The following is a 14198-nucleotide window of genomic DNA, read 5'->3' as shown; positions in this document are numbered from 1 at the left end:
TAACTATATTCTTATTTAGGTTTTTGAATAAGAAGTAGCAAACGGATCTGGCATCTCGATGGAAGGATGCAATTAATAGTACCTATTGGTGCGGAAAATATTAAATTGCAACGGGAGAACCTAACATGATGCGGATTATGAAAAAATCCAGAGCTTTTTTGCTGGCTGCAGTGTTGATCCTGCAGCTTATTCTGCTTCCGCTGGCAGAGGTGGGCCGGGCGTCCGCCAGTGAGGTCAGCGACCAGCTTGTCTTCATGCAAGGGCAGAAAGAGCTGACTGGTAAAGATAAGAATGAGTCCTTGAATTTGAAGCTGGGCGGGCAGGAAACGCTCACGCTCAAGCGGACGAAAGACGAGGCCGACCTGGAGGTGAAAATCAGCCTGCCAGACCTGGTGGACTTGGATAAAACCGCCACGGACAAGGCCAATAAGGAATTGAAGATTGACAAGGCCGAGGAGGCCGTCAAGGAAGTTGCCGCTTCTGAAAAAGAAGGCCGGCATCTTTTGCTGCACTTTGCCAAGGGGCAGAGCCAGCTGAAGTTTACTCTGACTGGGAAAGAAGTTGCCAGCGGCCAGCTGATCGCGACTTACCAGGAAGATAGCAAGGAATACTCCAGCTATCCTTTGCTGGTTAAGGTGGAAAATGAAGAAACAGAAGAATCATCATCTTCTTCTGCGTCTACTTCCACTTCTTCTATTTCCTCATCATCAGCAGCAAGTAATTCTTCAGCAAGTACTTCTTCTGAAGAAAAGCAAAGCTCACAGACTCAGAGTTCAAGCTCACAGTCTTCGGCAGAAGAAAGTTCAAAGAGTTCTGTAAGTACTGCTTCTAGCTCAGTTTCTTCAGCAAAGACCAGCTCAAGCAGCAAATCTAGCTCGACTAGTTCAGAAAAAGTCAGCTCAGCCCAAACTAGTTCTTCTAGTTCAGAAAAAGCAGCTTCTGCTAGCTCCAGCAACACTTTGACTACGAACTTGACCCGGTCTAGAGCCATCTTCAACGCGGTTAATGCCCAGCTGCTGGCGACCAGTCAGCTGGCTACTACGCCGGCAACGACTAAGGCCAACAGTGATCTGACTGTTGTGGCTGACTCCAGTCCAAGCACGGTTTGGTCAGGCAGCAATGCCCTGTTTACGGTTAACTTCAAGGTTTCTGGTTCCCGCTATGATGAAGCGGACCACTGGCCGGCAACGCTGACTTTCTCTTTGAAGGATACTGCTGATGGCCACCTGGCTCTTAAGACTGATGTTTTGCCGGAAGTTGCCGGGGTTAAGCCAACGGTTACTGATGGCAAGATCGTCTACACTTTCCAAAAGTCAGACCTTAAAGCAGGCCAAACTTATACGTTCAAGCTGGCGGTCAAGACTGACAATGGTTACATCAACGATGGCACTCCAGCAGAACTAGTCGGGGACTTTAAGGATAATACCGGCTATGAAGTAAAGGCCAGTGACACTAAGAAGATTTCTGCCAGCACCAGCGTTTCAATCAGCACGACCTTCCTTGGCGCTAAAAACGGGTCACCAAACACGGCTCCAGGCACTAGAGACGTCCTGGCCTGGCGGATCAACCTTTCAGTTCCAAATAAAACTGGGCTTAACTTCCTGGACCCGACCCAAAAGCTGCAGGTCAGCTACAAATTAGGCAAAGGCGTATATGATAGCTTTTCAGATTCCGATGGTGATTTGACTTATGTCGGCACTGACAGTAATACCAATACGGTTACCTGGGAACTGCCAACGCCATCTATCGCGGAACAGGCAGCCAGCCTGGCTAATGGCCAGCCGCTGGTGCAGAAATCCTTTATCGTCTACACCAAGCCAGGCACTCGCTGGCTTTCCAGTTGGGGTAAGAATGCCTCTATTACTAATTTTGCTACTCTGACTGGAAAAAACTTGCAAGGCTCCAATCTGGTAGTTACGGATGAAGCAACTGGCCAGATCGGCAAGGTGATTACTGGTACGGTCAACCCAAACGGTACTGTTCTGTATCCCAACTTCTACGGGCCAAAAGACGGTGACGGCAACATGGCTAAGCAGCCGTTGACTACGGTTTATGATACCGCCAGCTTGCTTTATGCTAACCAAATCTTCTCTGGTACCGACCTGTCAACTACTACTGAGCAGTACAATAGCAGTGGTCGTTTTGTCAAAAACATCTCTCCAGATACTTTCGACAGTACAATTATTAACAGCTTCCGCGATGTTGGTTTGCAGAAGTCAGTCGTTCATTACGAAATCGACCCGCACATTATTATCAAGACCCTGGAAATCCGAACGCCGTGGCTTCAGCTGTATACTGGTGAAGGCTCTTCCCACTATCCGGCCGGAACTGGTCCAGGAACCCTGGTTACCCTCTATGTCAGAAATACAGAAACGGGCAGCCTCAGAGCGGTTACTAAGTACGTGACTAAGGAAGGGCAGCTGCCACTGTCTTACTACGGCGTTAACTCAAACGAGCGCCTGGTTAGTGCTGACTTCAGTATTCAGCACGAAGACAGCAGCCAATTGATTGACGCCAGATCTGCCGGTGCCATTTTCCTCCGGGGTGGGGTCGAAGAAGGCTTTGTTGGCCAAGCTACGGTAACTACCCAGTTTTACGTGGTGACTGAGGACGGGACCAAGTACGTCCACTACTCAACGACCAACCAGCCGACTGTCTATGGTAACTTCAGTCCAATCGGCCCACGGACAATTGACGTCATTGCCAAGCCAAGCAGTACGCCGATTGGCCGGACTGACGTTTCCTTTGCCCAACATGCTAAGGACGGGGAAACTGTCATCCAAAAGAATGCCTCCAACCGGGTTATCGCTGACTTCTACAACGTGACTAACTCACCAATTTCTACGAAGTCACCAACGATTTTGTCAGTTCTTTTGCCAAAAGGGGTTACGGTTGACAATGCAAACACCGATGTCAAGATGTACCTGGTTAACGACAGAACTGGTCAAGAGACGCTTCTGGAGCGGGGGACTTCAGCAGGTAACTGGTCTGGTGCTTATACTTACAAGCAGACCTTGAAGAATAAAGACAGTGTTGATACAGGTCAGCAGTACGTCAAGTTTGTTATGGGTGAAGGACAAGGTGGTCTGCAGCCAGGTTACCACCTGCGCGGTGAATTCAACGTCAATGTTGGTGACGTTAGCGGGTCTGTAACCTTGAAGTCCTACGGGGCTTCTTACAGCCAAAAGCTGCTGGCTCCAACGGGCTACTCCTTGATTAAGGACAAGGGCGCTGACAATGTCAGTGACGGTCAGGCCTACAGAGAAGTTGCCGACCTCTTTGGAGATGGGAACTTGAAGGTGGCTGTCGCCAGCCAGCAGTCCTACAGCTTGTCAAGTTATGGCATGCTGAAGACAGAAAAAGAAGTCAAGGGTGACCTGGATAGTGACTACTCCAGCATGGCCCACGCCAGCCTGGGCGGGCAGATCTCCTACCGGCTCAAGTTCAGCAACACTGATGGTCAAGCCATTACTAAGCTGACTTTGCTGGATGTCCTGCCAACTGTTGGGGACTTAGGCATTACCGACAATGTTGACCGGGAAAGTAAATTTACTCCTGTTTTAACAGGCCCGATTACTTTGAACAATTCCAACCTGGAGATCAAGTACTCAACTTCCAGCAAGCCGAGCCGGCAGCTCTTGAACAACTCAGTAACCAACTGGCCAGCTGGGGCGCAAAAGCTGCAGGATCCATCCGGAGCTGAAAATCCAACTTGGCTGACGCAAGACCAAGTGACTGACTGGTCCAAGATCCGGTCCTTCACGATTACTTTGAAGAGCGGGCAAATGATTAAGGCCGGTCAAGCCATAACGGTTGAGTTCACCATGCAGGCACCAAAGCGGACCGACTTGACTGCAAGTCAGCTGCAGACCCTGCTTAACCCAAGCACGGCTGAAACTAGCCGGGCCGCTTGGAATAGCTTTGCGGTAACGACTAATAACCTCTTGCCTGTCGAACCAGCCAGAGTCGGGGTGGTGCTTGAGGATGCATCAGCAACCATCATCAAGAAGGATGCAGTTTCTGGTAAGAACCTGTCCGGCGTTGAATTCAAGCTGGCTGACAGCGAAGCCAACGCCAAGGCGGGTAAATTCCTCCGCCTGGTAGACAGTAAAGTTGTAGCACCAAGTGATTCTAACTACTCTTCTGGTCAGGACTATGTCTTAAAGAGTGATGGCAACGGTCAATTGCTCTTTACTGGCTTGAAGGAAGGGCAGACCTACTACGCTGTAGAAACGAAGGCGCTTGACGGCTACCAGCTGGATGCAACTCCGCACGCGGTCAAGGCCAGCTACCAGACTGGACAAGCAACGGTTACAGTTTATAACCAAAAGCAACAGATTCTGCCGCAAACCGGTGGTCCAGGTGCTTTGATCTTTGTCCTCTTAGGTTTGCTCATGCTTTCCCTGGCTATTTTAGGCTTAAGGAATTATGGTATTAGAAAACAGTAATGTACAAAATGGACTAAAAGCGTTGTGCCTCTAAGGCGCAGCGCTTTTTTGACCTATTGACAAAGAAATATAGAACAAGCAATGATATTATATTGAATTTTCTATGATGTGATGGTACAATTCAGATGGATTAGAAAAAAATCAAATTATGAACAAGATAGCCCTTTCCTCACACTTTTAACTTGAAACTTAAATAGGAGGGGGGTAAACGGATCTGGCATCTCGATGGAAGGATGCAATTGCTAAGTGCCTTATGGCGCGGAAAGTATCAAATTGCAACGGGAGAACCTAACATGATGCGGATTATGAAAAAACCAAAGACCATTATGGCTGCGCTATTGCTGATCTTTCAGCTACTAGTGCCGCTTACGCAAGTAAAGGCTGTAGATAATCAGGTGACTGATCAGCTGACTTTTTATCAAAAGGATCAGCCTTTATCAGGGAAAGATGTTGAGGACAAGCTGAAGGTTAAGGCCGGAGATACTGCCGTCCTAAGCTTGAAGCGGAAGAATAAGGATCAGGCGAGCAAAGTTAAGGTAGCTTTGCCTGAACTTTTTGCTTTTGAAAAAGACGATACGATCAAGGCAAATCAAGAGCTGCTAGATAAGGGCAGCGAGGACTTGAAGAAGCTTGATGCCGCTAGTTTGGTTGAGTTGAAAAAAGAGAACGAGACTAGCTACTTGCTCTTCCACTTTAATGCGGGACAAGAAGAGATCAAGTTTGCGCTGAAGGGCGTGAAAGAAGGTAGCGGCCAGCTGCTTGCGGCCTACAAAGAGGGCGATCAGGACTACATTAGCTACCCGGTTAGTGCGGTGGTGGAGATTGCTGAAGCAAAGGAGGATGGTGATACTTCTGCTACTAGCAGCGCTGACGGGGATGCATCTACGGCAAGCTTTAGCAGTGCTAGCTCAAGTTCACAAAGCTCAGAAAATGCCACTGAAAAGTCTTCTCAAGAACAACCTTCTAGCCAAAACAGTGAAGACAGCAGCTCTAGCGCAAGCTCAAGATCATCTTCAGCAAGTGCTAGTTCATCATCTAGTGCTACGTCTTCATCTTCATCAAGTAATAATGATGCAAGTGCGCAGAGTAGCTCTGAAGCTAGTGCAAGTTCTAGCTCTTCATCAAGCCAAAAAGAAGACAGCAAGCAAATAACTCAAGCAAGAAGTGAAAATAGCACTAGTGAGTCTGCTTTGACTAGTACAGGCGTAAGTGCAGACAAAAAGTCGACTGAAAATGAGACCAATGTACCAGCTTCTTCGGCTTCACCAGTAGTTAATGTGCCAAAACTGGCTTTTAGAAGCCGGATGCTGGCTATGGCAACGTCAAGCACTGCGGTAACTAGCGATGCCAATGTTGACTTGACGGTGAGTGCTGATAACGGCACAAGCGCGGTTGCTTCCGGGGATACTGTACTTTACACGGTTAACTTCAAGGTTTCCGGTTCTAAGTATGACGAGGCAAACCGCTGGCCAGCTACTTTGACTTTTAGCCTTAAAGACACTGCCAACGGACACCTCTACTTCAACACTGACACGGTGCCGACGATTGACGGAATCAAGCCAGTTGCCACAAACGACAAGCTTGTATACACCTTCAACAGTAAGGACGAGCTCCGTGCTGGACAGGCATACGCTATGAAGCTGGCGGTTAAGACGGATAATGGGTATCTAAACAACAATACGCCAGTTGATGTGGTTGGTAGCTTCAAAGACGCGACTGGTTACCAAAAGTCTGTTACTGCTAATGCAAAAATTAGTGCAACGACTAATGTCTCAATCACCAAGTCTTTTTTAACTGCTGAAAGTGCCAAGCCGAATACGGCCCCGGGCGCAGAAGATACGTTAGCTTGGAGAATTTCGGTATCAGTTCCAAACAGAAGCAGAGGCCTTAACTTTTTAGACCCAAGCAAAAAGATTCAGATTGTTGACACGATTAGTGGTGGTTCCGTTTCTAAAATTGTAGCGGATGATACATTTTCTGTAAAAAGTATTTCTGGTGAAACAGCTACTTTTGAACTGACAACTCCGACGCTTGCAGAACAAAAGACTAACCTTGATGCTCCTGCAGTAGCCCCTTGGCCAAAAATGCCAATTTATACTAAATCATTTATTGTCTACACCAAGCCGAATGGTTCTTGGCAGGGCACAAAGGTAAGCAATAGGGCAACTATTAACGTCCAAAACTTGCAGGGTGAAACTCACTCTGCTACTGCAAATGCTACAGCAGAACTCGGTGTAGCAATTGGATCAAATGGGGATTCAGATGGTAAATATCTGATTCCAAACTTTGAGGGACCATCAGATGGTGAGAGTGATAGCCATTTCGGACTTAATCCGATCACAACGGTTTATGATACTGCCAAAATAGGCTATTACACTGACTTCTACCCTGCTGCTTCTGATGATATGATCATCAAGAAATATGACAGCTCTGGAAACTATGTTGGAGATATTCAGGGGGGATGGGTACAAGAAAAGGTAAGAACAGGGTTTAGAGAAAGATGGCAATGGAACTATTACACAAAAGGTGAATACTTCAACAATAAAATAATGGAACCGGAAGTCAATAATGGCTTACGCAAAAAGATTGTCCACTATGACATCGATCCACATATTATTATTAAGAATATTCAACTTAGAAGTCCGGGATATCAAATCTATGCTGGTACACCTGTTATAGACCAGCCTGCCTCAGTTCGGCCAGGTGTCTTAATTACTTTGACAGTTAAAAATATGAAAACTGGAGCAACCAGAACGCTTGAGAGCAAGTACATGAATATTGACCAAAATTACTGGCCACTTTCATACTTTGGGGCAACTGAAGACGAGCGTTTGATTAGTGCCGATTTTAGTATTCAGCACGAGAACCCAGAGGAATTAATCGATGCTCGGACGATGTCTGTTGTTTGGTTGCGTGGTGTTGTGGAAAAAGGTTTTGTTGGCGATGCTGTGGTTACCAACAAATTGACAACTGTGATGGCTGATGGGACGACGTATACTCGTGAATCAACCGATCCAAACAATAATATTGGCCCACGTACCCTGAGAGTTATCAAACCAGGAAACACTCTTCCGGTTGCCAGAATCGAAACTGCCTTCCAAAAAGATGCTCCAGAAGGCAAGGGGATCGTGACTAAAAATTCTCCTAACCGCGTTATCGCCAACTTCTACAACGACTCTAGCTCTCAAGCAGACATGAAGTCACCAACGGTCTTCTCCGTTTTGCTGCCTAAAGGGGTAACCCCGTCATCAGAGACTAATCTCCGACTTTACTTGGTAAATGACGCGACTGGTGAAGAGAAAGAGCTTTTGTCTGGTAATGGTCCACGGGTTAGCCCGGGCACTGGCAACTGGGCCGGTTCTAGTTATGAATACTCTTATGACGTGAAGGGTGGCTCTAAATTTAACACCGGGCAAAGATACGTTAAGTTCGTTTTGAACGACGGAACTAACCTTAAGCCTGGCTGGCACCTGCGCGGAGAAATTGATGTTGACATTGGCGATGTCTCCGGCTCTTTGACTTTAAAGGCCTTTGGTGGTTCCTACACCGGTCAATTGATCGCACCAACGGGCTACACTGTCCTCAAGAATAAGAGCGAAAGTGAAGTTTCTGATGGTCAGCCTTACAATGAAGTAACTTCCATCATGGGTGACGGCAATATCAAGCAGGTCGTTACTAACACGAACATTTATCGCTTCTCCGACTATGACCAAGTCAAGATCCAGAAGTTTGTCAAGGGTGATCTGGACTCCAGTTATTCCAGCATGGCCCACGCCAGCCTTGGCGGGCAGATCTCCTACCGGCTCAAGTTCAGCAATACTGATGGTCAGGCCATTACTAAGCTGACTTTACTGGACGTGCTGCCAACTGTTGGGGACTTAGGCATTACCGACAATGTTGACCGGGAAAGCAAATTTACCCCAGTCTTGACTGGCCCGATTACTTTGAACAATTCCAACCTGGAGATCAAGTACTCAACTTCCAGCAGGCCGAGCCGGCAGCTTTTAAACAACTCAGTAACCAACTGGCCCTCTGGGGCGCAAAAGCTGCAGGATCCATCTGGAGCAGAAAGCCCAACTTGGCTGACGCAAGACCAAGTAACTGACTGGTCCAAGATCCGTTCCTTTACGATTAGCTTAAAGAGCGGGCAAACGATCAAAGCCGGCCAGACTACAACGGTTGAGTTCACCATGCAGGCACCGAAGCGGACAGATCTGACAGCTAGCCAGCTGCAGACCCTGCTTAACCCAAGCACGGCCGAAAGCAGCCGGGCAGCTTGGAACAGCTTCGCTGTAACAACTAATAACCTCTTGCCTGTTGAACCAGCCAGAGTTGGGGTAGTATTGCAGGATGCATCAGCAAGCATCATCAAGAAGGATGCAGTTTCCGGTAAGACCCTGTCTGGCGTTGAATTCAAGCTAGCTGACAGCGAAGCCAACGCCAAGGCGGGTAAATTCCTCCGCCTGGTAGACAGTAAGGTTGTAGCACCAAGTGATTCTAACTACTCTTCTGGTCGGGACTATGTCTTAAAGAGTGACAGTAATGGTCAATTGCTCTTTACTGGCTTGAAGGAAGGGCAGACCTACTATGCCGTAGAAACAAAGGCACTGGACGGCTACCAGCTGGATGCAACTCCGCACGCGGTAAAGGCCAGCCACCAGACTGGACAAGCAGCGGTTACGGTTTATAACCAAAAGCAACCGATTCTGCCGCAAACCGGTGGTCCAGGTGCTCTGATCTTTGTTCTCTTAGGCTTGATCATGCTTTCCCTGGCTTACATCGGTCTTAAAAAGCGGTCTATTTCAAAAGAGTAATAGCAGAAAATAGCTAAAAGCGTTGTGCCTCTAGGCGCAGCGCTTTTTTGCCCTATTGGCAAAGAGATATAGAATAAGCAATGATGTTATATTGAACTTTATATAGTGTGATGGTACAATTCAGATGGATTAGAAAAAATCAAATTATGAACAAGATAGCCCTTTCCTCATACTTTTAACTTTGAACTTAAATAGGAGGGGGCAAACGGATCTGGCATCTCGATGGAAGGATGCAATTGCTAAGTGCCTTATGGCGCGGAAAGTATCAAATTGCAACGGGAGTACCTAACATGATGCGGATTATGAAGAAATCCAGAGCTCTTTTGCTGGCTGCAGTATTGATTCTGCAGCTTGTTCTGTTTCCGCTGGCAGAAAGCGGTCAAGCCGCCGCCAGTGAAATCAGCGACCAGCTTGTCTTCATGCAGAAAGACAAGGAGCTGACTGGTAAAGATAAGAATGAACCCTTGAGTCTAAAGTTGAGCGGGCAGGAAACGCTCACGCTTAAGCGGACAAAAAACGAGGCTGACCTGGAAGTTAAAGTCAGTCTGCCGGACTTGGTAGCTTTGGACAAAACTGCCACAGACAAAGTCAATAAGGAAGAAAAGGTCGACAAGGCTGAAGAGGCCGTGACTGAGGTAGCCGCTTCTGAAAAAGAAGGCCGGCATCTTTTGTTGCGCTTTGCCAAGGGGCAGAGCCAGTTGAAGTTTACCTTGACTGGTAAGGAAGTCGGCAGCGGCCAGCTGATCGCGACATACCAGGAAGACAGCAAAGAATACTCCAGCTATCCTTTGCTGGTTAAAGTGGAAAATAAAGATACTGAAGAGGCAGTATCATCTTCATCTATGCCATCTTCTGACTCTTCTTCATCCTCAACAAATAGTTCTGCAGTAAGTGATTCTTCAGTAAGCAGTTCTTCAGCTAGTTCTGCAGAAGAAAAGCAAAGTTCACAGTCTTCAGCAAAAGAAAGTTCAAAGAGCTCTGTAAGTACTTCCAGCAGCTCAGTTTCTTCAGCAAAGACAGCAACTAGTTCTTCTGATTCTGAAAAATCAGTTACTGCTTCGACTAATGAGCTGACCACCAACTTAAGCCAGGCGAAGTCTGCCTTCAGCGCGGTTAATGCCCGCTTATTTACCAGCAGTCTGCTGGCTAGCACAACGGTAACGACTAAGGCGAATGCCGACTTGACAATCGCGTCTGATAACGCCGGATATATGGTTTGGTCAGGCGATACTGCCTTGTTCACGATCAACTTCAAGGTATCTGGTTCCCGCTATGATGAAGCAGACCGCTGGCCAGCTACCTTGACTTTCAATTTGACGGGTAATGCTAACGGACACTTGAAGCTGAAGACTGATGTCTTGCCGGAAGTTGCTGGCGTTAAGCCAACGGTTTCTGACGGCAAGGTCATTTATACTTTCCAAAAGTCAGACCTTAAGGCTGGTCAGTCTTACAGCTTTAAGCTGGCGGTCAACACCGACAACGGCTACATTAATCATGCTACCGCCTTGGAACTTGCCGGCAGTTTTAAGGACAATACCGGCTACGAAGTAAAGTCCAGTGCCTACACCCAGGTTGCGGCAAATACCAGTGCTTCAATCAGCACGACCTTTTTGGGTGCAAAAAATGGCGCTCTAAACACGGCTCCTGGCAGAGGGGACACTCTGGCCTGGAGAATCAGCTACTCGATCCCAAACAAGACCGGGCTCAATTTCCTGGATCCAAGCCAAAAGCTGCAAATCAGCTATCTGCTGCAAGACGGCGTCTATGACGGTATTACAGATCCAGATGGCAATTTGACATATGTTGGCACTAACGGAAAAACTATTACCTGGGAAATACCAACGCCATCTATTGAGGCGCAGGCGGCCAGCTTGGCCAGCGGTCAGCCGCTAGTGACAGGATCCTTTATTGTCTACACTAAGCCGGGTAATAGCATATTTTCCAGATGGGATGCTAACGAAGTAATCACCAATATGGCCACGCTGACTGGAAAAAATCTGCAAAATAACACGATTTCCGTTTCCAGCAGTGCGACTGGGCAAATCGGGCAAGTCATCAACGGGAATGTAAATTCAAATGGTGACGTCCTTTACCCGAACTTCTACGGGCCAAAAGACGGTGAAGGGAACATGGGCCTCAATACCTTGACGACTGTTTATGATACGGCCAAGCTGCTTTTTGCCAGCCAGTACTTCACCGGGACTGACGGGATTGCAACTACTGATCAATATAGAAGCAGTGGCAGATTGGCTAAAAGCAATATCAGCTCTGGCACTTTCAACGGTTCGATTATCAATGGCTTGCTTAACACTGGCTTGCAAAAGTCGGTCGTTCACTACGATATCGATTCGCATATCATTATCAAGACTTTACAATTCGCTACCCCATGGCTGCAACTTTATGTTTCGGAAGGCTCCACCAGCTACCCAAGCGGGATGGCCCCAGGAACCATGGCAACTTTGTATGTCAGAAATACAGAAACTGGGGCTCTCAGAACGATCAATAAGTATGTGACTAAGACCGGCCAGATTCCGCTATCAGACTTTGGTGTTAAAGACAATGAACGCCCGGTTAGTGCTGACTTCAGCATCCAATATGAAGACACCAGCCAGCTGATCAATACCAAAACTGCAGGCGCGGTCTATATGCGGGGCGGCGTTGAAGAAGGTTATGTTGGCAAGGCTACGGTAACTACCCAGGCCTACATCATAACTAAGGACGGGACCAAGTACGTCCACTATTCAACTACCAATAAGCAGACCGACCAAGGTGAATTCAGCCCGATTGGCCCGCGGTCCATTCAAGTCATTAAGAAGTCCAGCTCAATTCCAATCGGCCGGACTGACGTTTCTTTTGCCCAGCATGCCCCAGAAGGAGACACTGTCATCCAAAAGAACGCTTCTAACCGGATTATCGCTGACTTCTACAATGTGACTAACTCACCGATTGCCATGAAGTCGCCGACTGTTATGTCCGTTCTCTTGCCAAAAGGGGTTACGGTTGACAGCTCCAACACTCAAGTGAAGATGTATCTGGTCAATGATGCTACTGGCCAAGAGACCCTCTTAGAGCGGGGAACATCAGCAGGTAACTGGTCTGGTGTTTATACTTACAAGCAGACTTTGAAGAATAAGGACAGTGTTGACACTGGCCAGCAGTATGTCAAGTTCGTCATGGGTGAAGGGCAGGGGAATCTCCTGCCTGGCTACCACCTGCGCGGGGAAATCAACGTCAATGTTGGGGATGTTTCTGGCCCTGTAACTTTGAAGGCCTATGGGGCTTCTTATAGCGGGCAAATGTATGCCCCAACTGGCTACAGCTTGATTACTGACAAAAAATCCAGTGATGTCAGCGATGGCCAGGCCTACAGAGAAGTTGCCGACCTCTTTGGCGACGGGAACTTGAAGGTGGCTGTTGCTAGCCAGCAGGCTTACAGCTTGTCAAACTATGACATGCTGAAGACAGAAAAAGAAGTCAAGGGCGACCTGGATAGTGACTACTCCAGCCTGGCTCACGCCAGCCTGGGCGGGCAGATCTCCTACCGGCTCAAGTTCAGCAACACTGATGGCCAGGCTATTACTAAGCTGACTTTGCTGGATGTTCTGCCAACTGTTGGGGACTTAGGCATTACTGACAATGTTGACCGGGAAAGTAAATTTACACCTGTTTTAACAAGCCCGATCACTTTGAATAACTCCAACTTGGAGATCAAGTACTCAACTTCCAGCAAGCCAAGCCGACAGCTCTTGAACAACTCAGTGACCAACTGGCCAGCTGGGGCGCAAAAGCTGCAGGACCCATCCGGAGCTGAAAATCCAACTTGGCTGACGCAAGACCAAGTAACTGACTGGTCCAAGATCCGTTCCTTTACGATTAGCTTAAAGAGCGGGCAAACAATCAAGGCCGGCCAGACTACAACGGTTGAGTTCAGCATGCAGGCACCGAAGCGGACAGATCTGACAGCTAGCCAGCTGCAGATCCTGCTTAACCCAAGCACGGCTGAAAGCAGCCGGGCAGCTTGGAACAGCTTTGCGGTGACGACTAATAACCTCTTGCCTGTCGAACCAGTCAGAGTTGGGGTAGTATTGCAGGATGCATCAGCAAGCATCATCAAGAAGGATGCGGTTTCCGGTAAGACCCTGTCTGGCGTTGAATTCAAGCTGGCTGACAGCGAAGCCAACGCCAAGGCGGGCAAATTCCTCCGTCTGGTGGACGGCAAGGTTGTAGCACCAAGTGATTCTAACTACTCTTCTGGTCAGGACTATGTCTTAAAGAGTGATGATAATGGGCAATTGCTCTTCACTGGCTTGAAGGAAGGACAGACCTACTATGCTGTAGAAACAAAGGCACTGGACGGCTACCAGCTGGATGCGACCCCGCACGCGGTAAAGGCCAGCTACCAGACTGGACAAGCAACGGTTACGGTTTATAACCAAAAGCAACCAATTCTGCCGCAAACCGGTGGGCCAGGTGCTCTAATCTTTGTCCTCTTAGGCTTGATCATGCTCTCCCTGGCCGTTTTAGGCTTAAGAAATTACAGTATTACAAAACAGTAATGTACAAAATGGACTGAAAGCGTTGTGCCTCTAAGGCGCAGCGCTTTTTTGCCCTATTAGTAAAGAAGTATAGAAAAACTAATGATATTATATTGAACTTTTTATAGGGCGATGATACAATAATGATAGATTCGAGCATATGAATAAATTACAAAAAAATAATCACGAAAAGGTATAGCTGACCGCCCCCGGCCTGCACTTGCAGGTAAGCAGAATTGCTGATCCAACTTGTTCACGAAAACGGGAGCTGCCATTGGCGGGCATTTTCCATCACGCGCCCGCGCTATACCAATTGCTATGCCACTTTTAGGAGGTGACAGGACTTTAGGGAATAAGACGGAGATTGCTGATACTAGTGTGAAATTTAAGAGACGGAGAAA

Annotated in this window: 3 protein-coding genes; all 3 read left to right on the top strand. The window is 47.7% G+C overall.

The features are described 5' to 3' along the window. Positions 1-125: 125 nt before the first annotated feature. The 3 genes from ACLUXO_RS01220 to ACLUXO_RS01210 all read left to right on the top strand — a co-directional run bounded on the left by ACLUXO_RS01220 (position 126) and on the right by ACLUXO_RS01210 (position 13818). The gene (locus tag ACLUXO_RS01220) at positions 126-4448 is read left to right on the top strand and encodes a prealbumin-like fold domain-containing protein (RefSeq protein WP_412135993.1); all 4323 of its coding nucleotides are present in this window, start codon (positions 126-128) and stop codon (positions 4446-4448) included. A gap of 293 nt (positions 4449-4741) precedes the next feature. After that, positions 4742-9262, top strand: coding sequence for a SpaA isopeptide-forming pilin-related protein (locus ACLUXO_RS01215; RefSeq protein WP_412135992.1), 4521 nt, complete (start codon positions 4742-4744; stop codon positions 9260-9262). A 290-nt stretch (positions 9263-9552) separates the two neighbouring features. Next, positions 9553-13818 carry a prealbumin-like fold domain-containing protein gene (locus tag ACLUXO_RS01210; RefSeq protein WP_412135991.1) on the top strand — a complete coding sequence of 1422 codons (4266 nt, stop codon included), beginning with the start codon at positions 9553-9555 and terminating at the stop codon, positions 13816-13818. The last annotated feature ends 380 nt before the right edge of the window (positions 13819-14198 follow it).

It is taken from the genome of Lactobacillus delbrueckii subsp. bulgaricus (assembly GCF_046938665.1).
Classification (GTDB): Bacteria; Bacillota; Bacilli; order Lactobacillales; family Lactobacillaceae; genus Lactobacillus; species Lactobacillus delbrueckii_C.
Note: the sequence above shows the minus strand (reverse complement) of the source record. Positions and strands in the feature narration are given on the sequence as shown.